Annotated in this window: 26 protein-coding genes; 14 read left to right on the top strand and 12 right to left on the bottom strand. The window is 69.1% G+C overall.

Annotated features, from left to right (window positions below; translation table 11 throughout):
- Nucleotides 1-37: 37 nt before the first annotated feature.
- Nucleotides 38-685, bottom strand: a complete 648-nt coding sequence (locus ACIRGA_RS28610) for a GntR family transcriptional regulator (protein WP_400946548.1) — start codon at nt 683-685, stop codon at nt 38-40.
- Nucleotides 686-867: 182 nt separating this feature from the next.
- Here ACIRGA_RS28610 and ACIRGA_RS28605 point away from each other — a divergent pair, with 182 nt between their 5' ends.
- The 5 genes from ACIRGA_RS28605 to ACIRGA_RS28585 are packed head-to-tail and all read left to right on the top strand — an operon-like array spanning nt 868 to nt 5,150.
- Entirely contained in the window at nt 868-2,112 is a 1,245-nt protein-coding gene (locus ACIRGA_RS28605) for an MFS transporter (RefSeq protein ID WP_400946477.1), read from the top strand.
- A 26-nt stretch (nt 2,113-2,138) separates the two neighbouring features.
- On the top strand, nt 2,139-2,933 hold the full coding sequence (locus ACIRGA_RS28600) for a putative hydro-lyase (protein ID WP_400946474.1): 795 nt from the start codon (nt 2,139-2,141) through the stop codon (nt 2,931-2,933).
- The gene (locus tag ACIRGA_RS28595; protein ID WP_400946471.1) at nt 2,933-3,691 is read left to right on the top strand and encodes a LamB/YcsF family protein; all 759 of its coding nucleotides are present in this window, start codon (nt 2,933-2,935) and stop codon (nt 3,689-3,691) included. Before ACIRGA_RS28600 ends, ACIRGA_RS28595 begins: the two co-directional genes overlap by 1 nt.
- Nucleotides 3,691-4,296, top strand: coding sequence for an allophanate hydrolase subunit 1 (locus ACIRGA_RS28590; protein ID WP_400946468.1), 606 nt, complete (start codon nt 3,691-3,693; stop codon nt 4,294-4,296). Before ACIRGA_RS28595 ends, ACIRGA_RS28590 begins: the two co-directional genes overlap by 1 nt.
- Nucleotides 4,293-5,150 (top strand): biotin-dependent carboxyltransferase family protein, encoded by an 858-nt coding sequence (locus ACIRGA_RS28585; protein ID WP_400946466.1) that lies wholly within the window; start codon nt 4,293-4,295, stop codon nt 5,148-5,150. Before ACIRGA_RS28590 ends, ACIRGA_RS28585 begins: the two co-directional genes overlap by 4 nt.
- Nucleotides 5,151-5,266: 116 nt before the next feature.
- Here the strand turns inward: ACIRGA_RS28585 and ACIRGA_RS28580 are convergent, their stop codons facing one another.
- From ACIRGA_RS28580 to ACIRGA_RS28555, 6 genes are all read right to left on the bottom strand, one after another.
- Nucleotides 5,267-5,911 carry an alpha-ketoglutarate-dependent dioxygenase AlkB family protein gene (locus ACIRGA_RS28580; RefSeq protein ID WP_400946463.1) on the bottom strand — a complete coding sequence of 215 codons (645 nt, stop codon included), beginning with the start codon at nt 5,909-5,911 and terminating at the stop codon, nt 5,267-5,269.
- A gap of 211 nt (nt 5,912-6,122) precedes the next feature.
- Nucleotides 6,123-7,181: an alcohol dehydrogenase catalytic domain-containing protein gene (locus ACIRGA_RS28575; RefSeq protein ID WP_400946460.1), complete on the bottom strand. Its 1,059-nt coding sequence runs from the start codon at nt 7,179-7,181 to the stop codon at nt 6,123-6,125.
- Between the two features lie 8 nt (nt 7,182-7,189).
- Nucleotides 7,190-7,570: a transcriptional regulator gene (locus ACIRGA_RS28570; RefSeq protein ID WP_400946458.1), complete on the bottom strand. Its 381-nt coding sequence runs from the start codon at nt 7,568-7,570 to the stop codon at nt 7,190-7,192.
- Between the two features lie 183 nt (nt 7,571-7,753).
- Nucleotides 7,754-8,437, bottom strand: coding sequence for a metal-dependent transcriptional regulator (locus ACIRGA_RS28565; RefSeq protein ID WP_125684091.1), 684 nt, complete (start codon nt 8,435-8,437; stop codon nt 7,754-7,756).
- Nucleotides 8,438-8,472: 35 nt separating this feature from the next.
- Nucleotides 8,473-8,922, bottom strand: coding sequence for a GNAT family N-acetyltransferase (locus ACIRGA_RS28560; RefSeq protein WP_400946455.1), 450 nt, complete (start codon nt 8,920-8,922; stop codon nt 8,473-8,475).
- Nucleotides 8,923-8,927: 5 nt separating this feature from the next.
- Complete coding sequence (locus tag ACIRGA_RS28555) at nt 8,928-10,517, bottom strand: amidohydrolase (protein WP_400946451.1); 1,590 nt, start codon at nt 10,515-10,517, stop codon at nt 8,928-8,930.
- 47 nt (nt 10,518-10,564) lie between these two features.
- Between ACIRGA_RS28555 and ACIRGA_RS28550 the strand changes: the two genes are divergently transcribed.
- Genes ACIRGA_RS28550 through ACIRGA_RS28535 form a run of 4 tightly spaced genes read left to right on the top strand, consistent with a single transcriptional unit; the run spans nt 10,565 to nt 13,881 of the window.
- Entirely contained in the window at nt 10,565-11,308 is a 744-nt protein-coding gene (locus ACIRGA_RS28550) for an enoyl-CoA hydratase/isomerase family protein (protein WP_400946448.1), read from the top strand.
- A complete protein-coding gene (locus ACIRGA_RS28545; RefSeq protein WP_400946446.1) occupies nt 11,305-12,855 on the top strand; it encodes an ATP-dependent acyl-CoA ligase in 1,551 nt (516 codons plus the stop codon). The genes ACIRGA_RS28550 and ACIRGA_RS28545 overlap by 4 nt, the downstream gene beginning before the upstream one ends.
- The gene (locus ACIRGA_RS28540) at nt 12,846-13,487 is read left to right on the top strand and encodes a TetR/AcrR family transcriptional regulator (RefSeq protein ID WP_400946444.1); all 642 of its coding nucleotides are present in this window, start codon (nt 12,846-12,848) and stop codon (nt 13,485-13,487) included. Before ACIRGA_RS28545 ends, ACIRGA_RS28540 begins: the two co-directional genes overlap by 10 nt.
- 58 nt (nt 13,488-13,545) lie before the next feature.
- Nucleotides 13,546-13,881: a hypothetical protein gene (locus tag ACIRGA_RS28535; RefSeq protein WP_034308634.1), complete on the top strand. Its 336-nt coding sequence runs from the start codon at nt 13,546-13,548 to the stop codon at nt 13,879-13,881.
- A gap of 393 nt (nt 13,882-14,274) precedes the next feature.
- Here the strand turns inward: ACIRGA_RS28535 and ACIRGA_RS28530 are convergent, their stop codons facing one another.
- Entirely contained in the window at nt 14,275-15,444 is a 1,170-nt protein-coding gene (locus ACIRGA_RS28530) for an acyl-CoA dehydrogenase family protein (RefSeq protein WP_400946441.1), read from the bottom strand.
- A 137-nt stretch (nt 15,445-15,581) separates the two neighbouring features.
- On the opposite strand from ACIRGA_RS28530, the gene ACIRGA_RS28525 reads away from it, so the two are divergent.
- Both ACIRGA_RS28525 and ACIRGA_RS28520 read left to right on the top strand, forming a co-directional pair.
- A complete protein-coding gene (locus ACIRGA_RS28525) occupies nt 15,582-16,922 on the top strand; it encodes a cation:dicarboxylate symporter family transporter (protein ID WP_400946438.1) in 1,341 nt (446 codons plus the stop codon).
- Nucleotides 16,919-17,608, top strand: coding sequence for a 4'-phosphopantetheinyl transferase family protein (locus ACIRGA_RS28520; RefSeq protein WP_400946435.1), 690 nt, complete (start codon nt 16,919-16,921; stop codon nt 17,606-17,608). Before ACIRGA_RS28525 ends, ACIRGA_RS28520 begins: the two co-directional genes overlap by 4 nt.
- On the opposite strand, the gene ACIRGA_RS28515 is transcribed toward ACIRGA_RS28520, so the two are convergent.
- Complete coding sequence (locus tag ACIRGA_RS28515) at nt 17,605-18,744, bottom strand: isochorismate synthase (protein WP_400946432.1); 1,140 nt, start codon at nt 18,742-18,744, stop codon at nt 17,605-17,607. The two genes, ACIRGA_RS28520 and ACIRGA_RS28515, sit on opposite strands and share 4 nt — an antisense overlap.
- Before the next feature lie 229 nt (nt 18,745-18,973).
- Nucleotides 18,974-19,285 carry an integration host factor, actinobacterial type gene (mihF, locus tag ACIRGA_RS28510; RefSeq protein WP_005155963.1) on the bottom strand — a complete coding sequence of 104 codons (312 nt, stop codon included), beginning with the start codon at nt 19,283-19,285 and terminating at the stop codon, nt 18,974-18,976.
- Between the two features lie 451 nt (nt 19,286-19,736).
- On the opposite strand from mihF, the gene ACIRGA_RS28505 reads away from it, so the two are divergent.
- Nucleotides 19,737-21,374 carry a long-chain fatty acid--CoA ligase gene (locus ACIRGA_RS28505; RefSeq protein ID WP_400946429.1) on the top strand — a complete coding sequence of 546 codons (1,638 nt, stop codon included), beginning with the start codon at nt 19,737-19,739 and terminating at the stop codon, nt 21,372-21,374.
- Nucleotides 21,375-21,473: 99 nt separating this feature from the next.
- Nucleotides 21,474-22,751 (top strand): ABC transporter substrate-binding protein, encoded by a 1,278-nt coding sequence (locus ACIRGA_RS28500; RefSeq protein WP_400946426.1) that lies wholly within the window; start codon nt 21,474-21,476, stop codon nt 22,749-22,751.
- Here ACIRGA_RS28500 and ACIRGA_RS28495 read toward each other — a convergent pair.
- Entirely contained in the window at nt 22,720-23,175 is a 456-nt protein-coding gene (locus ACIRGA_RS28495) for a hypothetical protein (protein ID WP_400946423.1), read from the bottom strand. The genes ACIRGA_RS28500 and ACIRGA_RS28495 overlap by 32 nt on opposite strands.
- A 58-nt stretch (nt 23,176-23,233) precedes the next feature.
- On the opposite strand from ACIRGA_RS28495, the gene ACIRGA_RS28490 reads away from it, so the two are divergent.
- Nucleotides 23,234-23,875, top strand: coding sequence for a TetR/AcrR family transcriptional regulator C-terminal domain-containing protein (locus ACIRGA_RS28490; RefSeq protein ID WP_400946420.1), 642 nt, complete (start codon nt 23,234-23,236; stop codon nt 23,873-23,875).
- A 305-nt stretch (nt 23,876-24,180) separates the two neighbouring features.
- On the opposite strand, the gene ACIRGA_RS28485 is transcribed toward ACIRGA_RS28490, so the two are convergent.
- On the bottom strand, nt 24,181-24,639 hold the full coding sequence (locus ACIRGA_RS28485; RefSeq protein WP_400946418.1) for a hypothetical protein: 459 nt from the start codon (nt 24,637-24,639) through the stop codon (nt 24,181-24,183).
- Nucleotides 24,640-24,762 lie beyond the last annotated feature (123 nt).

The raw sequence follows: 24,762 nt of genomic DNA, 5'->3' as shown, positions 1-24,762 counted from the left end.
CGTATCGCGGACTACCGCATTCAGAGGACTAAATGCGTCAGGGGGAGCGCTCGGCGTAGGCCTCGACGAGCTGGTTTTCGGCGTCGGTGAGGTACTGCGCCAGCAGCTTTTCGGCACCCAGGCCGTCGCCCGCCTCGATCCGCTCGAGGATCTCCGCGTTGCGCTTGAGGTACGGCTCGTGGAAGCGCCGCGGGTCGGCCATCATGTGGAACACCAGCCGCAGCTCGGCGAGGATGCCGCGCATCAGCTCGTCGATCCGTTCGCTGCCGCTCAGCTCCGCGATCGCCGAATGGAACCGGATGTTCGCGGTGCCGAGGTCCTGCCAGCGTTCACTCCGCTCGGCGATCTTGCCGTCCTCGACCAGGCGCGCGAGCTTCGCGAACGTCGGGGGCTTCTCCGTCACCGCCCGCACCGCCGAGCACTCGACGACCTTGCGCACCTTGTAGAGGTCGACGACGTCCTCGACGGGCAGCACCCGCACGAAGACACCGCGGTTGAGCTCGTGGGTCAGCAAACGTTCGTGGGTGAGCAGCCGGAACGCCTCGCGCAGCGTGTTGCGGGAGACGCCGAGCGCCGAGCCGATGTCGTGCTCCGACAGCCGGACCCCGGGCAGGAAGAACCCTTCCGCGATACGCGTGCGGAGGACGCCGGCGACCCTTTCGGCCGTGCTGGTGCGGCTGATCATGCCGCGATCCGCTTCGAGTCCTTGAACCGAGGCAGGACCACCCTCCGCGATCGTCACGTGACCGATCCTAACCGGCAACAAGAGGCCAAGCCAAGGATCCCCTTGTGGAATTGTTGAACAATACCTACAGTGGCTCAGCATGTGACCCGTGCCACGATGGGATTCACCCTCTGGAGGTGCCGATGGACGCGACAGCCACTACCGAAGACACACGCCCCTTCGCCTGGTTCCGCACGCTCGGTTCGCGAGGCCGCCGGGCCTTCGTCGGCGCGTTCGGCGGATACGGGCTCGACTCGTTCGATTACCAGACCCTGCCGCTGGGCCTGGCCGCGATCACCGCCTACTACGGCCTGTCCGGCGGCGAAGCGGGCCTGCTCGGCACCACCACACTGGTGGTCTCGGCGATCGGCGGGATCGGCGCGGGTGTCCTGGCCGACCGCATCGGCCGGGTCCGCACCCTCCAGATCACCATCGCGATGTACACGGTCTTCACCGTGCTCTGCGGGTTCGCGCCGAACTTCGAGACGCTCCTGATCTTCCGCGCCCTGCAGGGCCTGGGCTTCGGCGGTGAATGGGCCGCCGGCGCCGCGCTGGTGGCGGAGTACTCGCAGGCGAAGTACCGCGGCCGCACGGTCGCCTTCGTGCAGAGCGCGTGGGCGGTCGGCTGGGCGCTGTCCGTCGTCGTCTACACCGTCGTCTTCAGTATCTGGAGCCCGGACATCGCGTGGCGCGTGATGTTCTGGACCGGTGTCATCCCCGCGCTGCTGGTGCTCTGGGTCCGGCGGAACGTCCAGGACGCGCCCGTCGCGGAAGCCGCCCGTGCCTCGAAGAAGGAACGCGGCTCGCTGGCGGGCATCTTCAAACCGGACCTGCTGCGCACGACGTTCTTCGCCGCGCTGCTCGCCACCGGTGTCCAGGGCGGTTACTACACGCTCGCGACCTGGCTGCCGAGCTACCTGAAGACCACCCGCGGCCTCACCGTCATCGGCACCGGCGGCTATCTCGCGTTCCTGATCTCCGGCGCCTTCATCGGGTACATCACCGGCGGCTATCTCACGGATCTCCTGGGCCGCAAGAAGACGTTCCTGCTGTTCTCGGTGCTGTCGGCGGGCCTCATCGTCGCCTACACGCAGATCCCGGCGGGCGCGAACACGCTCGTGCTGTTCCTCGGCTTCCCGCTCGGGTTCTCGATGTCCGCGATCTTCAGCGGGTTCGGCGCCTTCCTCGCCGAGCTGTACCCGTCGGCGCTGCGCGGGACCGGGCAGGGCTTCACCTACAACCTCGGCCGGGCCATCGGCGCGACGTTCCCCGCCGTGGTCGGTTTCCTCGGCGCGGGCGGCGCGATGGTGTTCGGCGCGGTCGGCTACGGGATCGCCGTACTGGCGCTGCTCGGCCTGCCCGAGACTCGCGGCCGCGAACTTCTGTGACCACAATCGGAAGAGGAGGCACCGCGATGACCACCTTCGACGACCCGGCGACGTTGACCCCCGGCGAGGCCCGCGCCCTGTTCCGCGCGGGCACGGCCCGCCCGACCACCGGCTGGGCGAACGGGTTCACCCAGACCAATCTGATCGCCGTCCCCGAGGACTGGGCCTACGACGTCCTGCTGTTCTGCCAGCGAAACCCGCAGCCTTGTCCGGTGCTCGACGTCAGCGACCCCGGCGATCCGTCGACCCGGCTGGCTCCCGGCGCCGATCTGCGCACCGACCTGCCGCGCTACCGCGTCTGGCAGAACGGTGTGCTCTCCGGTGAGCTCGCGGACGCGACCGGGTTGTGGCGCAGCGACATGGTCACGTTCTCGATCGGGTGCAGTTTCACCTTCGAATCGGCGCTGGCAGCCGAGGGCATCCCGCTGCGGCACGTCGACCAGGGCCGCAACGTGGCGATGTACGTGACGAACCGCGAATGCGTCCCGGCCGGGCGGCTGCACGGGCCGATGGTGGTCTCGATGCGGCAGATCCCCGAAGACCGCGTGGACGACGCCGTGCGCATCACCCGCGGGATGCCCGCCGTACACGGTGCGCCGGTGCACATCGGCGATCCCGGCGCGCTCGGCATCGCCGATCTCGCCCACCCCGACTTCGGGGACGCGATCGCCGCGGAACCCGGTGACGTGCCGGTGTTCTGGGCGTGCGGCGTGACTCCGCAGGCGGCGCTGATGGCCTCGCGGCCGCCGTTCGCGATCACGCACGCGCCGGGCTACATGTTCGTGACCGACAAGCTCGACAGTGAGTTCAGGGTGGCCTGATGGACCTCAACAGTGATCTCGGCGAAGGTTTCGGCGCTTGGAAGATGGGCGACGATGACGCCATGCTCGACATCGTCACCAGCGCGAACGTCGCCTGCGGCTTCCACGCCGGCGACCCGTCGGTGATGCGGCGCGTCTGCGAACGCGCGGCGGAGCGGGGCGTCGTCATCGGTGCCCACGTCGCTTATCGCGATCTGGCGGGCTTCGGGCGGCGGGCGATGGACGTCGCCCCCGCCGACCTGGCCGACGACGTGCTCTACCAGATCGGCGCGCTCGACACGTTCGCGCGCGCGGCGGGAACGCGCGTGCGGTACGTCAAACCGCACGGGGCGCTGTACAACACGGCGGCGGTGGATCCGGAGCAGGCGGCCGCCGTGGTCGAAGGGATCCGGCGGTTCCGTCCCGAACTCGCGCTGTTGTGCCCGCCGGGATCGGAAATGGCCAAGCAGGCCGAAAAAGCCGGGCTCTCCGCGTACGCCGAGGCGTTCGCGGACCGCGCGTACACCTCCGAAGGCCTTCTCGTCTCCCGGAAACTGCCCGGTGCCGTGCTCCACGACGCCGACGAGGTGGCTTCCCGGGCGGTCACGATGGCGACCACCGGCAAGGTCGTCGCCGCCGACGGGACCGAGCTGGCGTTAGAGCCGCATTCGCTGTGCGTGCACGGCGACACGCCCGGCGCCGTCGAACTGGCGCGCCGGATCCGCGCGGGGCTCGGCGAGTCCGGTGTCCACATCGGATCGTTCCTCGAGGCACCGTGATGCGAGTGCTGCCCTATGGGGCGCGTGCGGCCATGGTCGACTTCGACGATCCGTCGGAGGTCCTCGGCCTGCACACGTCACTGGAGCAGGACCCGCCGGACGGCGTCCTCGAACTGGTCCCGGCCGCGCGGACCCTGCTCATCCGGTTCGACCCCGGCCGGACCCACCACGACCGGCTCGCCGAAGACGTCCTCCATCGGTCCACAGTGGACATCAAGCCGCGCGAAGCCGCCGAGATCGTCGTGCCGGTGCATTACGACGGCCCGGATCTGGCCGACGTCGCGGCCGCCGCCGGCATGTCCGCGGAGGCCGTCGTCCGTCGCCACGAGGACGGCACCTACGTCTCGGCGTTCTGCGGCTTCGCCCCCGGTTTCGCCTATCTGACCGGGCTCGACCCCGCACTGCACCTGCCGCGCCGGACGAGCCCGCGCACCCGGGTGCCCGCCGGCTCGGTCGCGATCGCGGGCGAATACACGGCGGTGTACCCGAACGCCTCACCCGGCGGCTGGCAGCTGATCGGGCGGACCACGCTGCCGGTGTGGGACGTCGAGCGGGAGCCGCCGAACCTGCTGGCGCCCGGTACGCGGATCCGGTTCACTTCATGACCGCGAAGATCGAAGTGGCCCACCCCGGAGTCTTCTCCACCGTGCAGGATCTCGGCCGCCCGGGGCTGGCCGCGATCGGCGTCGGCCGCTCCGGCGCCGCCGACCGCGGTTCGCTGCGGCTGGCGAACCGGCTGGTCGGGAACCCCGAGGGACACGCGGCCCTGGAATGCGTTCTGGGCGGCCTCGTCCTGCGGTTCCCGGCTCCGGCGACCGTCGCCGTCACCGGCGCGCCGTGCTCGATCACCGTCGGCGGGCGGGCTTTCGGCCCCTCCTCTCCGATCCCGGTCGGCCCCGGCGAAGAGCTCGTCCTCGGGATGGCTTCTCACGGTTTGCGTTGCTATGTCGCCGTGCGCGGCGGCATCGACGTCCCCGCGGTGCTGGGCGCGCGGGCGACCGACACGCTCGGCAAACTCGGCCCACCCGCGCTTTCGGCCGGGATGACCTTGCCGGTGGGGCAGCGGACGTTGCCCCAGCCCGGGGTGGATCTCGCTCCTCGCGCGCCCTTGCCGGACGTGCCGGTTCTGCGGGTCACCCCAGGGCCCCGGGTTTCGTGGTTCGTCCCCGGCGCACTGTCCACTTTGGTCTCTTCCGGTTACGTCGCCACCGCCGACGTCGACCGGGTGGGTGTGCGGCTGGACGGTCCCGTGTTGTCGCGGGCGCGAGGTGGCGAGTTGCCACCCGAAGCCGCCGTTCCGGGGGCGTTGCAGGTACCTCCTTCGGGGCAACCGATCCTGTTCCTGGCCGACCATCCGGTGACCGGGGGCTATCCGGTGATCGCCGTGGTGGAGGAAGCGGATCTGGATCTGGCCGCGCAGGTGCGGCCGGGGCAACAGGTGCTTTTCCGGCTCGCTTAAGGCCCTTTCGCAACGTCGGCCGTGGCCAGGCCCGGTACCGCCCGGCGATCATGTCGCGAAAGCCACTTTCGGGACATCAGACGTCTCGAAAGTGGCTTTCGCGACACCACCCCAGATCAGAGCTGTCCGTCCTGACCACTCACCAGTCCCGAAACCCGCAAAGTGATGTTCAACCGCCCCGCCAGCCCCAGCGCCGGATCAGCGGTCCCCGGCAACACCCGAGGCACCCCGTGGAACGCCAGCCGCGACTCCCCGCCGAAAACGAACAGATCCCCCGACCGCAGATCCACATCCGTATACGGCCGCCCACGATCGACCGTGTTCCCGAACCGGAAAACACAGGCGTCCCCGAGGCTCAGCGACACGACGGGCTCCAGCGAGGCCTCGTCCTTGTCCTGATGCAGCCCCATTTTCGCGGCGGAGTCGTAGAAGTTCACCAGCGCGATGTCCGGCTCGTACGACGACGGGCCATAGGCGGACGAAACCGCCCGCCGCCCGAGATCGCCCAGCCACGAAGGAAACGGCAGCACCGGGGAGCCGTCGTCGGTCACCTTCGAATACCGGTACGGGTGCCAGTGCCAGCCGAGGCAGACCGTCCGCACCGACATGACGCCGCCGTTCGGCAGCCGCGTTTGCCGGTAACCACGCCAGCCGCGGCAGGCTTCGACCAGACGGCGTTGCTCGTCGAAATCGAGCCAGTCCGGAACGTGCACCGCGCCGGGAGCGACTTCGGTACGCGGGCGAGGGATCAGCGCGTCCACATGTCGAGTCTGCCAGGGCGCGCGCCGATGATCCGGTGGCCCCGCATCATGACACCGGCCGCGGCGAACCAGCGGAGCACGCGCGAGCCGAATCGTGGCCTCACCGGGGCATCCATGACCGTCACAGCGAAGCAAGCTGCCATAAAGAGCCCGGAGAAGCCACCTTTCGGACTACTCCGATCGGCCGGTTGACCGCAGTGCGTTCACCCGGTCACCGTGCGAATTCGACCACCGTCACCCCGGCCCGCGCGGGCACGGGATCGTTCATCTCCGCGAGCACCGCGGGGACGTCGTCGAGGCCGACCCGCTTGCCGATCATGCCTTCGAGATCGATCCCGGCCGTCTCCACCACCCGCAGCATCTCGGGGTACTCGTGCGCCTGCAGGCCGTGGATGCCGACGATCTCCAGCTCTCCGCCGATCACCCGGTGCATCGGGATCGGCGCGATGCCCTGCGCGGGCGGCATCAAGCCGGCCTGGACGTGCCGTCCGCGTTTCCGGAGGCTGCCGACCGAGGCGGCACAGGTGGTCGGCGAGCCGAGGCAGTCGAGCGAGACGTGCGCGCCGCCGCCGGTCAGCTCCCGGACGTGCGCGGCGATGGCCTCGTGGCCTTCGAAGCCGGACGGATCGACGGTCACGAGCGCCCCCATCCGCGACGCCAGCGCCCTGGCCTGCGGAGACGGGTCGACGGCGACGACCGAAGCACCGGCCGCGACGGCCAGCAGGATCGACGAGACGCCGACGCCACCGCAGCCATGGACCGCGACCCACTGACCAGGCCGGACCCCGCCCTGGCGCAGCACGGCCCGGAACGCCGTCCCGAACCGGCAGCCCAGCGCCGCCGCTTCGGCCGCGGAGAGCGTGTCCGGCAGCGTCACGAGGTTGACCTCGGCGTTTTCGATGGCGACGTACTCGGCGAACGAACCCCAGTGGGTGGCGCCCGGCTGGAACTCGCGATCGCAGATCTGCTGGTCACCGGCGGCGCACTGGGCACAGGCGCCGCAGGCGCAGACGAACGGCACGGTCACCCGGTCGCCCGCCGACCAGCCCCGGACGCCCTCGCCGAGCGACGCGATCCGGCCGGCGAGTTCGTGCCCGGCGACGTGCGGCAGTTTCACCGACGTGTCGTGGCCCTGCCAGGAGTGCCAGTCGCTGCGGCACACCCCGGTCGCCTCGACGGCGATCACCACCCCGCCCGGCGGCGCGACCGGATCCGGCACCTCGCGTACCTCGGGCAGCACCCCGAACTCCTCGAAGACGACCGCCCGCACCCGCGCTCCTAAGTTCCCGTGTCCCGGCCTCGCTGCATCACGAGGCCCTCGCCGGGCACCGTACACCGGGCGGCCCGCCCACGCGGTGGCCCGAGAAGCCGCGACAGGGACTCCGGCGGCACCCCGAGGATCTCCTCGAGATTCTTGAGCACCAGCAGGGATTCCGGCCGTTCGGGACGGCACCGTCCCGACTGCCAGTGGCTCAGCGTCGCCAGACTGACCGAGCACCCCCGGCCTCTCAGCCGGTACCGGATCCGATCGAGCCCGAGGCCCCTCGCCCTGATCGCCGCCCGGAGGGCGTCCGCGAACGGCCCCGTCTCCAGCAGCCGCCTGAGTTCACGTCCTTCCGCCGCCCCCCGGTCGATGGTGTGTGTCCGCTGACCGGTCATCTTTCATCGCCTTCGCACGCTCGCTAGCCACCCGGAATAGCGCAGCCTAGGCGCGGGATCACATGATCGGAAGGGCCTTAGATCACCTTTCCGCACGGCAGGCGGGTGACGTAATTATGCAGAGACGTAGGGAAAATTCCCACCGTGTGTCCCCGCCGGTACGGGTCCACAGTGGACACGGCCTCAGCGCAGCGCGACCGAAAGCGCCTGTGCGATCTCCTTGCCGATCGCGTGCGTCGCTGCGTCCGGCGGCGATCCGACCTTGACCACCATCGGGCCGCCGAAGGGCTGGCGTTCGACGACCTCGATCCGCTCGCCGAGGCCGATCGAATGCTCGGTCAGGTAGCGCAGGAGTTCCGGATCGGTGTCCCAGACGCGGACGATCTCGCCGACCGCACCGGGCGGGAGGTCGTCGAGAATGCGCATCGGCATCTCCTCGACACTGCCGTCGGGGGCGGGGATGGGGTCGCCGTGCGGGTCGCGCACCGGGTTGCCGAGCTTCGCCGCGATCCGTTCGACGAGCCTGTCCGACACCGCGTGTTCGAGCGCGTCGGCCTCGGCGTGCACCTCGTCCCAGGTGTAGCCGAGTTCGGACACCAGGTAGGTCTCGATCAGCCGGTGACGGCGGAGCACCGAGCGGGCCAGCAGCCTGCCCTCGGTGGTCAGCTCGATCCCCCGGTACGGGACGTGCGCGACCAGCCCCAGCTGGGACAGTTTGGTGACCATGCCGGACGCCGACGACGGGCTGACCTCCAGCCGTCCGGCCAGCGACGTGTTGGTGACGGCCTCACCGCGCTCCACCAGCCCGTAGATCACCCGGACGTAGTCCTCCACGGACGACGACCTGCGACTTGCCCCTTCACCCATGCGTGCGAGTTTACGGCTTGCCGCTTGGTCGCGGCTCACCCAGCGTGCGGCCGCCAGCGGTACCGGATCCAGCCGGGGACGGGGTCGGCGCCGAGCTGGGCGTAGAACGCCTCGCCCTTCTCGTTGCCCTCCTGCATGTCCCATTCGACCCGGCCGGGCGAGCGCGCGGCCAGCTCGTCGAGCAGCTCCCGCCCGAGGCCGAAACGGCGGTGCTCGGGACGCACGAAGAGGTCGTCGAGCCAGATCCCGGGCCGGGCCTCCCAGGTCGAGAAGTTCCAGCTGCAGAAGGCGAAGCCCGCGACCTTGCCCGGCTCCTCCGGAGGGGTGGCCAGCAGCACCCAGGCCTTCGGGTCGGGCCCGAAGAGGAAGCCGGACATCTCCTGCCTGTCGAGCTTCAGATCGTGTTTGTCCTCGTAGACCGCGTGCTCCTCGATGAGCGCGCAGATCTCCTCGATGTCGTCCGCGACCGCGTCCCGTACCGGCATGGGTCTCAGCTCCGTTCGTAGACGATGTCGCCGCCGACGGCGGTGGCGACGACGTGGATCGAATCCAAAGTGGACTCGTCGGTCGGGTCGGCCGAGAGGACGGCGAAGTCCGCGAGCTTGCCGGGCTCCAGCGTGCCCAGGTCCTTCTCGGCGAAAGCGGCGTACGCGGATCCGTAGGTGTACGCGCGCAAGGCTTCGGCGGGGGTGAGCCGCTCATCGGGACCCAGCACGACACCGGACGCGGTCTTCCGCCGCACCATGTCGGCCAGCGCGAGCAGCGGCGCGCCTTCGACGACCGGGCGGTCCGAGCTGGCGGGCAGCACACATCCGGCGTCGAGCAGGCTCTTGAGCCGGTAGCACCACGGCTCGCGTCCGGGCCCCAGCGCGGCGCGCATCCCGTCACCGATCTCGTTGACGAACCGGCCCTGCGGCGACGCGATCAGGCCCAGCGACGCCAGCCGCTTCAGCTCCTCGGGCCGCAGCACCGCGCAGTGCTCGATGCGGTGCCGGTGGCCGGGACGCGGGTCGGCCTTGAGCGCGGCTTCGTAGGCGTCGAGGACGACGGTGATCGCGCGGTCGCCGATGGCGTGGGTCGCGATCTGCCAGCCCGCCCGGTGCGCGGCGGCGATCATCCGCGCGATCTCGTCCTCGGGTACCTGGAAGTAGCCGACATTGTCGGATTCCCCGGCGAACGGTTCGTGCATCGCGCAGGTGCGGCCGATCAGCGAACCGTCGGCGAACAGCTTCATCGCGCCGAGCCGCAGCCATTCGTCGCCGAATCCGGTGCGCATCCCCAGGTCGAGACCAAAGCCCGCACCCGCGTCCAGCTCGTGGAGCACGCTCGCCGCGACCATCACCGTGCTCCGCACCCGCAGCACGCCGCGATCGCGCGCCAGCTGGTACGCGGCGAGTTCGGCGGGGGTCTCCCCCACGAGACCCCCGCCGATCCCGGCCTCCTGCACGCTCGTGATGCCCTCGGCCAGGTACCGCTCGCTCGCCCTGTCCAGCCCGCGGACGACCCGCTCGACCGGCGTCGGATAGGTCAGCGGCCGCAGCAGGAGCTGGGCCTGTTCCCGCAGCAGCCCGGTCGGCGAACCGTCCTCGTCGCGGACGACATCGCCGCCAACGGGCACGTTCGCCAGGTCCAGCCGCTCCAGGACCGCCGAGTTGACCACGGTCATATGCCCGGACGTGTGCTTGAGCCGCACGAGGTGCCCGGGAGCGGCGCGGTCGAGCCCCTGCCGCGTCGGATGGCCGCCGACGAGCTTGTTCTGGTCGTAGCCGCTGCCGATGATCCAGCCGCCCGGCGGTGTTTCGGCCGCGCGCCGCGCGACAGCGTCGTACACCTCGTCGACGCTGCGGCAATCCGAAAGGGCGACGTCGTCGAGAGCCATGCCGAACCAGGCCATGTGGTTGTGCGCGTCGTGGAACCCGGGCACCACCACCGAGCCGCCCAGATCCACGCGGCGCTTCGCGGAAAGCGCAGCAGCATCGTGCCCCAATGCGACAATTCGTCCGTTCAGCGCGGCAAGCGCTACGGATTCCCCCGTCCCGGTGAGGAACCGGGCGTTCTCGTAGACCGTGTCGACCCGCATGGATCCGACCCTATCGATCGATCGATCGGTCGTCTAGGCTCGCGGTCATGAGCACCGTGGATTACGCACTCGACGACGGCATCGCCGTGATCTGGCTGAACCGCCCCGAACGGCTCAACGCGGTGGTCGCCGAACTGGTCGACGACCTGCTGGAGGCGCTCGACGCGGCCGCCAAGTCGGACGCGCGCGCCGTCGTGCTCGCCGGCCGCGGACGGGCCTTTTGCGCCGGTCACGACCTCAAAGAGCCCACCCCGGAGGGTGATTCACGCCCGCGACTCGACCGACTACAGGACGTGACACGACGCCTTCGCGGCCTCCGCCAGCCCGTCATCGCCGCGGTCCACGGTTACGCGATCGGCGCGGGCGCCGAGTTCGCGATGGGCTGCGACCTGATCCTCGCCGCCGAAGACGCGGTGTTCGCCTTTCCCGAGGTCTCCCTGGGCCTGAGCGTCACGGGTGCGGCGTCGCGGCTGCTGCCGCTGCTGGTCGGCCCGTTGAAGGCCAAGGAACTCCTGCTGCTGGGCGAACGGGTGAGCGGGACCAAGGCGCATGAACTCGGCCTGGTCAACGCCGCCGTGCCCGTCGACGACCTGATGGACACCGCACTCGCGTGGGCGGCCAAGATCGCCGCGCATCCGGCCGCCGCGGCCACGATGGCCAAACGCGCCCTCGATTCCGGCATCGACAGTTCGCTCGACGCCGCGCTCGAACTCGAAGTCAGCCACGCGCTGATCACCGAACATTCCGCCGAGGTCGCCGCTTCGGCCGAGGCCTTCCGGAGCCGGACATGAGCTCGCTCGCCGGGATCGACACCCTGGTGGGGCTGACCACGAGGGCCGCCGCGCTCTGGCCGGACAAGACGGCGTGGATCTTCGACGCCACCGGGGAAAGCTTCACCTTCGCCGACGTCGACGCACGCAGCACGGAGTACGCCCGCGCGCTGCTCGACCTCGGCGTGACACCGGGCGACCGGGTCGCGGTGATGCTGCGCAACCAGCCCGAATTCCCGTTGCTGTGGCTGGCCTTGGCCAAGATCGGCGGGGTGCTCGTGCCGGTCAACACCGGGTACCGCGAGTTCGACGGCGCCCACGTGCTGCGGCATTCCGGCGCCAGGTTCGCCGTCGCCGCCGGGGAATTCCTGGAGCTGCTGGACAAGATCGCGCCGGAGACCTCGCTGGAACGTGTGCTCACGCCCGCCGAACTCGTGGCACCTCGGGACGGTGCCTGGATGACCTTCTGGTCCGAAGGCGAACGTCCGGTCAACATCCAGTACACCTCGGGTACCACGGGCGCGCCCAAGGGCTGCGTGCTGCCGAACCGGTATTGGACGACACTGGCGATCAGCCTGGCCACGGACTTCCCGTCGGTCGGCGCGGACGACGTCATCCTGACCGCGCAACCGTTCCACTACATCGATCCACAGTGGAACGTGGCGCTGGGGCTCGCGGGCGGCGCGACGCTGGTGGTGCTCGACCGCTTCCACCCGTCGACGTTCTGGGAGAAGATCCGCGAACACGGCGTCACCTGGTTCTACTGCCTCGGCCTGATGCCCACCCTTCTGCTGCGCCAGCCGGAAAGCGAGCTGGACAAGGCGCACCAGGTCCGCGCGATCTGCGCCTCGGCCATCCCGCGCGACCTGCACGCCGCGCTCGAAGCACGCTGGGGCGCGCCGTGGTTCGAGGCCTTCGGCATGACCGAGACCGGCGGCGACATCCGGATGTACCCGGCGGATCACGAGGAGACGGTCGGCACCGGCTGCCTCGGCAGGCCGGCGCCCACCCGCGAGGTGATGATCGCGGACGCGGCCGGGAAACCGCTGCCGCGCGGGGAAACCGGCGAGCTGCTGATCCGCGGGGTCGGCCTGATGCACGGCTACCACGACGACGCCGAAGCGACCAGGCGCGCGTTCGACGGCGGCTGGTTCCACACCGGCGATCTGGCCACAATGGACGGCGAGGGCCGCGTGTACTACGTGGGTCGCACCAAGGACATGATCCGCCGCAGCGGCGAGAACATCTCCGCCGACGAGGTCGAACGGGCGCTGCAGCTGCATCCCGCGGTCAAGCTCGCGGCCGTCATCGCGGTGCCGGACGACATCCGCGGCGAAGAGGTCAAGGCGTACATCGTCCTCGACGAGAACGAGGGACACCGGTGCGAACCGGCCGAGCTGGCGGAGTTCTGTTCGGCGAAACTGGCCTACTTCAAGGTTCCCCGGTTCTGGGCCCTCGTGGCGGAGCTGCCGATGACACCGTCGGAACGGGTCGCGAAGGGTGAGCTCAAGAAGGTGGACGACCTCCGCGCCGGTTCGTGGGACAGGACCACCGGAACATGGTTGTGAACACCCGCGAAAGGGTCCGGCAGGCCGCGGTGAAACTGTTCGCCGCCAAGGGATTCCACGGCACCGGCATCCGGGATCTGGCGCAGGAGGCGGAGCTGTCGTCCGCCAGCCTGTACCACTACATGGGCACCAAAGAGGATCTGCTGGTCGCCATCATGAACGAGTCGCTGCGGCGCCTGCTCGACGCGGCCGAGCTGGCGACCGCCGGGCTCTCCGATCCCGTGTCACGGCTCGGATCCCTGGTGGCGCTGCATGTGCTCGCGCACGCCATCCAACCGGATGACACCCGCGTGGTGGACAACGAGGTCCACGCGCTCACCCCCGGCGCCAGGGCCGGAGTGGTGGGACTGCGCGACGCCTACGAAAGGCTGTGGGCGGACGCCATCGAAGCCGGTGTCGCGGCCGGCGTCTTCCACACCGATCAGCCTTCGGTCACCCGGCTCGCGCTGGTGGAGATGTGCAGCGGGGTCGCGCGCTGGTATTCGCCGAGCGGGCCGCTCACCCTGGATCAGCTGGCCGCCCATTACGCGGAGCTGGCGCTGCGGGCGCTCGCCTGTGAGCGCCCTCTGGACGTCACGGCGCTGCAAAACTGCCGTGAAGTGGTCTCAGGAGTGTGGCGAGTGCCCGTTTAGCGGCGACTTTAGGTCGGTACGCCTTGCTCAGACGGCTTCTCTGGGGGACGCTCGAAGGGTGACTGAGCAAACGATCCAACTCGAACTGGACGACTCGGGTCTCTCGCCGGCGTTGCCGGTGCCTTCGAACCCCCGTGATCAGGTGCAGGACGTCCCCTACCGCCCGGTGGGATTCCGGGACGACGACCTGCCCACGGCCCTCGAACGGTGCGCGACATGGCTACGCCAGGCTCAGGAGTGGCTCGGGGAACCGGTCGATGTGCTGGCCGTCCATCTCGACTATGACGACCGCAAGGGTTCGCCCTACTACGACGTGAAACTTCTCTGCAACGAAGAGGACCTGGCCGGGGTCCCGATCGCGATGCGGAACCAGAAGGACGAGGACGAGGACTAGAGAGACCGACTGCAATGAAGGGGCCTTTCATCGCGAAATTTGCGATGAAAGGCCCCTTCATTGCACGTGGCGGGTGCTGAAGGGGACCTTCCCCGCGTCTCGTGCGGTGAAGGGAGCCTTCGTCGCATGACATGCGGGAAAGGCGTCCTTCACGCGGCAGGGCGGCGGTACGGAGTGGGCCGGGCGGGGGGGGGGGGGGGGGGGGGGGGGGGGGGGGGGGGGGGGGCGGGCGGCGCCCCCCGCCCCCCCCCCCCCACCCCCGCCCCCCCCCCCCCCCCCCCGCCCGCCCACCGCCCGGGGGGGGGGGGGGGGCGGCGGGGGGGCGGGGGGGTGGGGGGGGGGGTAGTGGTCTACCCCCCCCCCCCCCCCCCCCCCACCACCTGTACCCACGTCTCAGCCCAGGGTGCCGCCGACCTTCACGTGCCCCTTGAGCAGGTTGCGCGCGATGGTCCGGCGCTGGATCTCGTCGGTGCCCTCGTAGATCCGCAGCAGCCGCAGTTCGCGGTACCAGCGCTCGACCGGCAGTTCCCGCGTGTAGCCCATTCCGCCGTGGATCTGCAGGACCCGGTCGACGATCTCGTTCGCCTTAACCCCGCCGTACAGCTTCGCCATCGACTGCGCGTGCCGCGAGTCCAGCTTCTGGTCGACCTGCCAGGCGGCGTGCAGCACCAGCCAGCGCAACGCCTCGAGCTCGGTGCCGGAATCCGCGATCATCCACTGGATGGCCTGGCGCTCGGCGATCTTCTGCCCGAACGTCTCCCGCGTGTTGGCGTGCTCGATGGCCATCGAGATCAGCCGTTCGCACGAGCCGATGGCGCGGGCGGGCAGCAGGTAGCGCCCCGCGCCGATCCACTGCATGGCCAGGTCGAACCCGTGGCCGAGTTCGCCGAGGATCTGCGTCTCCGGCACACGGACGTCCTCGAAGACCAGCGCCGCCGGGCCCCATTCGCCCATGGTGTCGATGTACTCGGACTTCCAGCCCGCGTCGCGGTCCACGAGGAAGCAAGTGACGCCGCCGTTCGCGCCCTTCTCGGGGTCGGTGATCGCGAAGACCATCACGAAGTCGGCCTCGTTACCACCGGTGATGAAGGTCTTCTCGCCGTTGATGACCCAGTCGGTGCCGTCCTTGCGGGCGGACGTCCGGATGGCCTTGGCGTCCGAACCCGCGCCGGGTTCGGTGATCGCGAAGCACGACTTGCGTTCGCCCGAGATCGTCGGGAGCAGGTAGCGCTCCTTCTGCTCGTCGTTGGCGTAGTAGAGGATGTTGTCCGCCGAGCCGCCGAAGCGGAACGGCACGAACGTGCGGCCGAGTTCGGCCTCCAGCAGCGCGGTCATCACCGCGGACAGGCCCATGCCGCCGTACTCCTCCGGCGTCTGCACACCCCAGAAGCCGGACTCCTTGGCCTTGAGCTGCAGCTCGCGCAGCTCGTCGGTGGTCAGGCCGGGCCGGCCGGCGCGTTCGCGGCGCAGCACCTCCTGCTCACGCGGCATGAGGTCGCGCTGGACGAACGTGCGCACCCAGTCGCGCACCTCGCGTTCCTCGACGCTCAGAGAGAAATCCATGGTCAGCCCGCTCCCGTTCGACAGTGACCTAGCGCTGACTAAGCGCTCGCTTAGTCAAGCGTACCGCTTCGGTTGTCGTTCGCCGAGGAGTTGTCATAAGTTTTCGCAACCTGTTCCCGTCGCGTCGAAGGGCACCCATGAGCACGACAGCACCCGCGACGAAGCGGGATCGCACCCATTACCTGTACATCGCCGTCATCGTGGCGGTGGCGCTCGGCATCGCCGTCGGCATCCTGTTCCCCGAGGTCGGCAAGGAACTGAAGCCGCTCGGGACCGGGTTCGTGAACCTGATCAAGATGATGATCTCGCCGATCATCTTCTGCACGATCGTGCTCGGCGTCGGCTCGGTGGCGAAGGCCGCGAAGGTCGGCCGCGTCGGCGGGCTCGCGATCGGCTACTTCCTGATCATGTCGACGGTCGCGCTGGTCATCGGCCTGGTCGTCGGCAACATCCTCCAGCCCGGCAGCGGACTGCACCTGACCCCCGAGATCGCCGAAAAGGGCCAGGACCAGATCGCCAAGAGCGAGGGCACCGTCGAATTCCTGCTCGGGATCATCCCGAAGACGCTGGTCTCGGCGTTCACCGAGGGCGAGGTGCTGCAGACGCTGCTGGTCGCGCTGCTCGCCGGGTTCGCGTTGCAGAAGCTCGGCACGAAGGGCGAGCCGATCCGCCGCGGTATCGAGCACATCCAGCGGCTCGTGTTCCGGATCCTGGCGATGATCATGTGGGCGGCCCCGATCGGCGCGTTCGGCGCGATCGCCGCCGTCGTCGGCTCGACCGGCTGGAAAGCGCTGCAGAGCCTCGCGGTGATCATGCTCGGCTTCTACATCACCTGCGCGCTGTTCGTGTTCGTGGTGCTCGGGCTGATCATCGGCCTGTTCGCCAGGGTCAACATCTTCAAACTGCTGAAATACCTCGGCCGCGAGTTCCTGCTGATCCTGTCCACGTCGTCGTCGGAATCGGCGCTGCCGAGGCTGATCGCGAAGATGGAGCACGCCGGGGTCTCCAAACCGGTGGTCGGCATCACCGTGCCGACCGGGTACTCGTTCAACCTCGACGGCACCGCGATCTACCTGACGATGGCGTCCATCTTCATCGCGGACGCGCTCGACAAACCGCTGACCATCGGCGAGCAGATCTCCTTGCTGGTGTTCATGATCATCGCGTCGAAGGGCGCGGCCGGGGTCACCGGCGCGGGGCTCGCGACCCTGGCGGGCGGGCTGTCCTCGCACCGGCCGGAACTGGTCGACGGCGTCGGGTTCATCGTCGGCATCGACCGGTTCATGTCCGAGGCCCGCGCGCTGACGAACTTCGCGGGCAACGCCGTCGCGACCGTCCTGATCGGCACCTGGACCAACGAGATCGACCGAGAGCAGCTCGACCGTACGCTGAACGGCGAATCACCGTTCGACGAAGCGACCTTGCTCGACGAAAACGCGAGTAACGCCGACGCCGAATCGGGTATGAAGGAGACGTGATCGATTGTGCGGTCCGCTGGTCGGAACCCCTGCCCGCTGAACCCCGGTTCTTGGCCCTGCTCGACGAGCTGGAGCAGGGCCGGTACGGAAGCTACCGCCAGGACATCGACAAACGCCGGTTCCTGACCGGGCGGGTGCTGGCGAAGACCGTCGCCGCCGAGCGCCTCGGGCTGGCCGTCGAGGACGTGCGCTTCGACGCGACCTGCGAAGACTGCGGCAAACCGCACGGGCGGCCCAAGGTCCCCGGCGCGCCGCTGATGCTGTCGATCTCGCATTCCGGCGACCTCATCGGCGTCGCGGCCACCGCGGGGACGCCGGTCGGCCTCGACGTCGAGACGGCCACCAGGCGCGCCGAGGACTCGCTCATGGAGTACGCGCTGACCCCCGCGGAGCTGGCCGCGATCTCCGGCCTCTCCGACGACCAGCGCGCGACGGCGTTCTTCACCTACTGGACGCGCAAGGAAGCGGTCATGAAGGCCACCGGGAAGGGCCTCAAGATCCCGCTGCAGAGCATCACGTTCTCCGGCTACGACGAGCAAGCGCGGCTGGTCCGGTCGACCCACGAAGCCCTCGATCCGGACCGGACCCGCCTGGCGGATCTGAAGGCGACCGAGGGCTACCGGGCCGCCGTCGCGCTGCTGACGTCGGAGGACATCTCGGTCACCGAAGCCTTCGCGACCCTCTAGATCTCCAGGCCCATCGCGGCCAGCAGGGTGCGGAACTTCGCCGAGGTCTCGTCGAGTTCGGTCTGAGGATCGGACGCGGGCACGATGCCGCCGCCGGCGTACAGCCGCATGGAGGTGTCGGCGATCTCCGCGCACCGGATCCCGACGGCCCATTCGCCGTCTCCCGCCGCGTCGACCCAGCCGACGGCGCCCGCGTAGTACGCGCGGTCGAACGGCTCCAGCTCCTGGACCAGCGAGCGCGCGGCACCGGTCGGGGTGCCGCACACGGCAGGCGTCGGGTGCAGCGCGGCGGCGAGGTCCAGCGCGGTGACGTCCTGATCGATCAGCTCGCCGGTGACGGTGGTCGAGAGGTGCCAGATCGCCGGCGTCGAGACGAGTTCGGGGCCGCGGACGTCGAGCGTGCGGCAGAACGGCCGCAGGATCTCGACGACGGACTCCACCACCACGGCGTGTTCGACGTGGTCCTTTTCGGACGCCAGGAGCGCCTCACCATTGGCCTTGTCGATCGCCGGGTCGGCCGACCGGGGCATCGACCCGGCATGCGGCCGGGACAGGACGGCACCGCCGGTGCGGGACACCAAGAGCTCGGGGGTGGCGCCGACCAGCGTGCGCCCGTCGGGCAGCTGAGCGGCGTAGGTGGTGTGCCGGGGGTTCCCGTTCGCCAGGTTCCGGACGACTTCGGCGACCGGGACGGCCTCGGCGAAGTCGAGATCGAGAGCGCGGGCCAGGACGACTTTGCGCAGGTCACGGTCGCTCAGCGCGGAGACGGCCGCGCGGACGGCGGCCAGATGCGCCTCCGGTTCGGGCACGGGAGAGACCTTGACCGGCTGCGGAAGCGAGGTTCGCGGCGGGACGGCCGCGTGCTCGGAAGACGCGCGGTGGATCGCGCGGGGCAAGACCAGATGGCCCGGCAGCGAAGTGGTGTCGAAGGGCAGCACGCCGACCGCGATCGACGCGCCCGAGTCGGTGAACAGCCCGGGGAGCGCCCCGGACAGCCGCGACGGCTCGGTGTCGGTCGCGGTGGCCACGGCCCCGCTCGCGAGGAGCGCGTGCCGTGCCGTGGCCAGGAGGAAGTCGCCCCGCTCGTAGCGGGCGGCCAGGTCTGCCGGGGTCGCCGGTGCGGTACTGGTCGTCACCCCACCAGCGTCCCAGGCTCCGGCTGAGACCAGGGGAAAGTGTTGCCCGGGCAACAGCCTCTCAGGCAACACCTTCCCCCGGACAGCCCGTGACCTGGGCAGTGTCTCTCAAAAGCGCGCTGCCGGATTTCCGTAACCGGGCCGTGGCAACGGCTGGCCACTCGCCCAGCCATGTCAGCGGCCCGCCTCCGCAAATCCGAGGCCTCCGGCCGAGAGAGACGCGCCCGCGTTACTTCAGCGCCTCGAGAAGGGCCTCGCGCTGCCGCTCGCCCAGGCCGGCGGCGCGCCGGTCCGGGTCGATCCCGGCCTGCTCCAGCAGGGCGGCGACCTTGACCGCGCCCAGGCCGGGCACGGCCTTCAGCAGCTGCGTGACCTTCGTCTTGCCGATGGTCTTGTTCTCCTTGGCCTGCTTGAGCACCTTGTCGATGCTCTCCTTGCCGGACTTGATCGACGCAAGCAGCTCGGAGCGCGCTTTGCGAGCCTCAGCCGCCTTGGCGAGGGCATCGGCGCGCTGCTCCGGAGTCAACGTGGGCAGAGCCAACGTAGTAGTCCTTTCATCTCAGGTCTCCGCTTTCGCGGCCGACGGCCTTTAAACCATGCTTGCAAGAGCAAGCGCTGGCCAGCCGTCTCTGTACCACGGCTCCAGTAAACGCCACCCGTTCCTCGGCCGTGAAACCGACACGCACTTATTACCCCTCGACCACGCCACGGGCAACCCGCCTCAGCCTGCGGAAACACGCCGTTCGAGCGGCGATTCGCCCGCGTTCATCACCCTTATGAGCGATGTCTTCACTTCGCACAGTCGGCCATTTTTCGTTTCATGGTAAGAAAAATACGAATTATTGATGATCTTGGCCCGAACCGGCGAACACCCGTTAGCGCGACACTGTGACCGAACGGTTGCCTGCGATGTTACTGACCGGTTCACCCCTCCCGGATTAGAGTCGGCGCAACCCCAGTTCACCGGAGAACGAGCACCACGGGAGTACGCGATGTTGAGCACGATGCAGGACGGGCAGCTGTCACTGGGCAGGCTGCTCCGCCATGGGACCACGGTGCACTCCGAGAGCGAAGTCATCACCTGGACCGGTTCAGAAGCCCGCCGGGAGACCTACGGCGAACTCGGCAAGCACGCCGCCCGTCTGGCGAACGCCCTCCGGAGCCTCGGCGTCACCGGCGACCAGCGCGTCGGCACCTTCATGTGGAACAACGCGGAGCACATGGCCGCGTACCTGGCCATCCCGGCGATGGGCGCGGTGCTGCACACCCTGAACATCCGGCTGTTCCCGGAGCAGCTCGTCTTCGTCGCCAACCACGCGGAGGACCAGGTCGTCATCGTCGACGGCACGCTGGTCCCGCTGCTGGCCAAGCAGCTGCCCGAGCTGAAGACCGTGCGGCACGTCATCGTGGCCAACGGCGACGCCTCCACCCTCCCGGCGCCCGACGGCGTCCAGGTGCACGCCTACGACGAACTGCTGGCCGGTCAGCCGGACACCTTCGACTGGCCCGAGGTGGACGAGCGCTCGGCCGCCGCGATGTGTTACACCTCGGGCACCACGGGTGACCCGAAGGGCGTCGCGTACTCCCACCGGTCGATCTGGCTGCACTCGATGCAGGTCACGATGACCGACAGCATGCGGCTGGCCCAGCACGACAAGGCTCTCGCGATCGTCCCGATGTTCCACGCGATGGCGTGGGGCATGCCGTACGCGGCGCTGATGGTCGGCGCCTCGCTGCTGATGCCGGACCGCTTCCTCCAGCCCGCGCCGATCGCCCAGATGCTCGCCGCCGAGAAGCCGACCTTCGCCGGCGCCGTCCCGACGATCTGGCAGGGCCTGCTCTCCCACCTCGACGCGAACCCGCAGGACATCTCGCATCTGCGCGAGGTCGTCGTCGGCGGATCGGCGGCGCCGCCGTCGCTGATGCACGCCTTCGAAGACCGTTACGGCGTGCCGATCCTGCACGCCTGGGGCATGACCGAGACGTCGCCGCTGGGCAGCGTCGCGCGTCCGCCCGCCGCCGCGACCGGCGAGAAGGCGTGGGAGTACCGCTACACCCAGGGCCGGTTCCCCGCGTCCGTCAGTGCCCGGCTGATCGGTGACAACGGCGAGGAACTGCCGTGGGACAACGAAAGCGTCGGCGAGCTCGAGGTGCAGGGCCCGTGGATCGCGGCGTCGTACTACGCCGGGACGACCGGTGACGAGCCCGACCCGGAGAAGTTCCACGACGGCTGGCTGCGCACCGGCGACGTCGGCAAGATCAGCCCCGACGGCTATCTCACGCTGACCGACCGCGCGAAGGACGTCATCAAATCCGGCGGCGAGTGGATCTCGTCGGTGGACCTGGAGAACCAGGTGATGGCGCATCCCGCGGTGGCCGAGGCGGCCGTGGTCGGCATCCCCGACGAGAAGTGGGACGAGCGCCCGCTGGTCGCCGTCGTGCTCAAGGAGGGCCAGCAGGTCACGGCCGGGGAACTGCGCGAGTTCCTGTCCGACAAGGTCGCGAAGTGGCAGCTCCCGGAGAATTGGACCTTTGTGGACGAAGTCCCGAAGACCAGTGTCGGCAAGTTCGACAAGAAGCGGCTGCGGGCGTTCCACTCCGAAGGCAAACTCGACGTGAGTCAGCTCTAACGGGTTAATCTCCCGCGCGCCTGCCCTTCGGTGAAGGCCATCTTGAGGGACTCTGGTCCCTGAAGGTGGCCTTCACTGCGTTCGGCGAAGGGTTTGTTGGTGCGTAAGACAAACAGGCGAATGTTCCTGACACTGGCGGGAACGGCCGTACTTTCCGCCTGCGGGTCCAACACTGTCCAAACGGGCGGTGTCCAACCAGGGAAGCCTCCCCCATCGACGGCTTACTCCGCCGGGATGACCAGGCCGAAACCCAAACCGGTGGATCTCACCCAGTGGTACCACCCGTATCCCGAAGCCGGTGTCCAGGAAGCCGTCACGCGGTACGCGGCCGCGTACCAGAAGTCCAAGGTCGCGGTGCAGTGGAATCCCGACGACTACGAGGCGAAACTGAACGCCGCGCTGCAGGCGGGCCCTGTCCCGGACGTCTTCGAAGGCCAGGTCACGGTCGATCGCGTCCGGCAGAATCTGCTCGTACCGCTCGACGACGTCATCGGGCCCGTGCGCGGGGATTTCAACCCCTCGGTGCTCGCGGCGCAGTCGGTCGACGGCAAGACCTACGGCATTCCTCAGGCTCTGGACACCCAGGTCCTCTTCTACCGCAAGAGTTTCCTGCAGGAGGCCGGGGTTCAGCCGCCGCAGACGCTCGACGAACTCGTCGACGCGGCGAAGAAGCTTTCCAAGGACGGCGTCAAAGGACTGTTCGCCGGCAACGACGCGGGCGCGGCGGCGCTCGCCGGGCCGCTGCTGTGGTCGGCCGGGCTCGACTACGTCAAGGACGGCAAATCCGTCGGCTTCGACGATCCGCGCGCCGCCAAGGTGTTCGCGAAACTCCACGAGCTCAACGGTTCGCTGCTCCTTGGCGCCGCGACGGACTGGCCGGATCCGCTCCCGTTCGTCGACGGGCTCACCGCCATGCAATGGACATGGCTGTGGAACCTGCCGAAGATCCAGGACACCGTGAAGGACGATTTCGGCATCCTGGCCTTCCCCCGGCTCGACGCGGCGGGCGCGCCGTCCGTCCCGGTCAGCGGGTTGAGCGCGATGGTGCACTCCAAGAGCCTGAACGCCAACGCCGCCAAGGACTTCGTCAAATGGCTGTGGCTGGAGCGCACCGACTTCCAGCAGGAGTTCGCCACCAGGTTCGGTTTCCACCTGCCCGCACGGCTGAGCGTGCTCGACAAGGTCACCACGGCGGCCGACGCCGCGAAGCTGGTCAAGGAGAACGGGCGCGCCGCCGGTCCACTGTGGACACCGACGGCGAACACCGCGCTCGTCGACGCGCTGGGCCGGATAGTCCGCGACGGCGCCGACGCGGTCGCCGAGACCAAGGCCGCCGTCGAGGCCGTCAAAGCCGAACTGGGTCGCTTGTCCGCGTGAGCCGCCGCGAACGTACGTAAGCGAAGATCAGCGCGATCGACAGGATCACCGCGCCACCGTCGGTGACCACCGAGGGCAGCACGCCCGGCCACCCGTGTTCAGCCAAGGCGGCCCGGTGCACCTCGAACGGCACGACGAACACGCCGAAGGCCTGGCCGGCGTTGACCGCGAGCACCGGCCAGAACAGCCATCGCCGGCGGAACCACACCAGCAGGCCCAGCGCGTTGCCGACGATGAAAACGTTCCCCACCAGCCGCAACGCTCCGAGATAGGCGGGCGCGTCGCCGGTTTCGACGCCTTTGAGCCGCATGCTCGCCTCGATCAGGTCCAGATCGATGATCACGTAGTTCTGCAGCGTCGTCCCGATCACGAAGACGAGCGAGCACAGCACCGTGACCAGGCGGATCTTCGGTGTCCAGAGCATCACTTCCCCCGTTCTCTATCAGTGATAGAGACCAATCTATCACTGATAGGGTCCTCGGGTGGCACGCAAAGGCTCGCTCGACCTCGCCAAGATCACCGAGGCGGCCGTCGCACTGCTCGACGAAGCCGGTCTCGCCGAGCTGAGCACCCGGCGCCTGGCGGCGAAACTCGGCGTCAGCTCACCGACGCTGTACTGGCACGTGAAGGACAAGGCGGAACTGCTGGATCTCGTCGCCGAAGCGATCTGCGCCGACGCCTTCGAGATCGACCGGGACCTGCCGTGGCGTGATCAGCTCGCGAGCGGGCTCCGCCAGTTCCGCGCCCTCCTGCTGCGTCACCGGGACGCCGCCGCGCTGCTGCGCGAGCGGCCGCCGACCGGGCCGCACCGGCTGGGCCATATCGAGACGACCGCGCGGATCCTGCTGGAGGCGGGCTTCTCCGAAGCGGACACCGCCGGGATCTCGCGGCTGCTCACCGCGCACGTGCTCGCGTCGGTCGAAACGCTCCCCGCGCGGAAGCCGGACGAAGGATTCCTCGAACGGCTCGCGGCCTATCCCCACGTGGGCAGGCTCGGGCGGGCTTTCGCTCGCCAGAGCGGGGAGGACGTCTTCGCGCTGGGGGTCGAGGTGATCCTGGACGGACTCGAAGCCCGGCTCCAGCCCCCGGAACACCCACTGTGTGGATTTTGGTGCGTCAGATGACCTGAAATCCACACAGTCCCGCGTGACCGGTCCTGTCACGAAGACATGCGAGGGGGTGTGTGGATATAGGGACATTGAACGTCCCTATATCCACACACCCCTCACCCTCGGTGACACCTCAGCGTCCCGCGCGGGTCGTGAGTGGGGATTCGGGTTAGAGCCAAGGGTGTCTCAGGTACCTGAATATGGCGGCCAGGTGGCCGCAGGGTCGTGAAGGCCTCCTTGCCTACCCTGAAGGTAGGGAAGGAGGCCTTCACGGACTACCCGAATCGCCACTCACGACCCCCGTGACCCGAAGCCCGGCTCTAGTCGCCGGAAACGCCCCAGATCGCCAGTTCGACGGCGACGTCGTCCGCGTAGAGCAGCGCGCAGTTCGCGCTCCAGCGCGGGCGGCGTTCGTACGGCAGCCGTCCCGCCTTGTCGAGTTCGTCGAAGGCGGCGACGGACGGCTCCTCGGTACCGAAGGCGGCGACGAGTTCCGCGTCGGTCAAGGGCCGGATCGTGCCGAAGTCGTCCTCACCCGTGGCGCTGATGAACTCGTGGACGTCGAGCACCGAATGGGTCCCGGACTCCTGGACGCTCCGCACCTCGTACAGTTCCTCGATCGAATCCGGGCGGCCGAGTTCGTCCTCTTCCCAGAGGTAGTCGCCCTCCTCGAAGACGCGCGCCTTCATCGCGTCCAATGCCGCCTCCGGATCGCCGTCGAACCGGCCGCGGACGGACCAAGCCGAAGCACCCACCGGACCACCTCCCGCGTTCGCCAAGCGGCCAGCGTAACCAGCCCGCTTGGCTCCTCGGCCATTCGGCCGAACGTGACAAATTTTCGCATTACCCTTTTCTGGCGTTCACCCCACGGCTAACGTCTTGCGGCATCGTCCTTCCGCGAC

This window comes from Amycolatopsis sp. NPDC102389 (assembly GCF_044765885.1).
In the GTDB taxonomy this organism is placed as follows: domain Bacteria; phylum Actinomycetota; class Actinomycetes; order Mycobacteriales; family Pseudonocardiaceae; genus Amycolatopsis.
The sequence above is the reverse complement of the archived record's forward strand: the minus strand, read 5'-3'. Positions and strand labels throughout refer to the sequence as shown.

Excerpts from the sequence above, each read along its gene's own strand:
- ACIRGA_RS28610 (WP_400946548.1), bottom strand. The coding sequence starts at position 685 with ATGATCAGCCGCACCAGCACGGCCGAAAGGGTCGCCGGCGTCCTCCGC.
- ACIRGA_RS28605 (WP_400946477.1), top strand. The coding sequence starts at position 868 with ATGGACGCGACAGCCACTACCGAAGACACACGCCCCTTCGCCTGGTTC.
- ACIRGA_RS28600 (WP_400946474.1), top strand. The coding sequence starts at position 2,139 with ATGACCACCTTCGACGACCCGGCGACGTTGACCCCCGGCGAGGCCCGC.
- ACIRGA_RS28595 (WP_400946471.1), top strand. The coding sequence starts at position 2,933 with ATGGACCTCAACAGTGATCTCGGCGAAGGTTTCGGCGCTTGGAAGATG.
- ACIRGA_RS28590 (WP_400946468.1), top strand. The coding sequence starts at position 3,691 with ATGCGAGTGCTGCCCTATGGGGCGCGTGCGGCCATGGTCGACTTCGAC.
- ACIRGA_RS28585 (WP_400946466.1), top strand. The coding sequence starts at position 4,293 with ATGACCGCGAAGATCGAAGTGGCCCACCCCGGAGTCTTCTCCACCGTG.
- ACIRGA_RS28570 (WP_400946458.1), bottom strand. The coding sequence starts at position 7,570 with ATGACCGGTCAGCGGACACACACCATCGACCGGGGGGCGGCGGAAGGA.
- ACIRGA_RS28565 (WP_125684091.1), bottom strand. The coding sequence starts at position 8,437 with ATGGGTGAAGGGGCAAGTCGCAGGTCGTCGTCCGTGGAGGACTACGTC.
- ACIRGA_RS28560 (WP_400946455.1), bottom strand. The coding sequence starts at position 8,922 with ATGCCGGTACGGGACGCGGTCGCGGACGACATCGAGGAGATCTGCGCG.
- ACIRGA_RS28555 (WP_400946451.1), bottom strand. The coding sequence starts at position 10,517 with ATGCGGGTCGACACGGTCTACGAGAACGCCCGGTTCCTCACCGGGACG.
- ACIRGA_RS28550 (WP_400946448.1), top strand. The coding sequence starts at position 10,565 with ATGAGCACCGTGGATTACGCACTCGACGACGGCATCGCCGTGATCTGG.
- ACIRGA_RS28545 (WP_400946446.1), top strand. The coding sequence starts at position 11,305 with ATGAGCTCGCTCGCCGGGATCGACACCCTGGTGGGGCTGACCACGAGG.
- ACIRGA_RS28540 (WP_400946444.1), top strand. The coding sequence starts at position 12,846 with ATGGTTGTGAACACCCGCGAAAGGGTCCGGCAGGCCGCGGTGAAACTG.
- ACIRGA_RS28530 (WP_400946441.1), bottom strand. The coding sequence starts at position 15,444 with ATGGATTTCTCTCTGAGCGTCGAGGAACGCGAGGTGCGCGACTGGGTG.
- ACIRGA_RS28525 (WP_400946438.1), top strand. The coding sequence starts at position 15,582 with ATGAGCACGACAGCACCCGCGACGAAGCGGGATCGCACCCATTACCTG.
- ACIRGA_RS28505 (WP_400946429.1), top strand. The coding sequence starts at position 19,737 with ATGTTGAGCACGATGCAGGACGGGCAGCTGTCACTGGGCAGGCTGCTC.
- ACIRGA_RS28495 (WP_400946423.1), bottom strand. The coding sequence starts at position 23,175 with ATGCTCTGGACACCGAAGATCCGCCTGGTCACGGTGCTGTGCTCGCTC.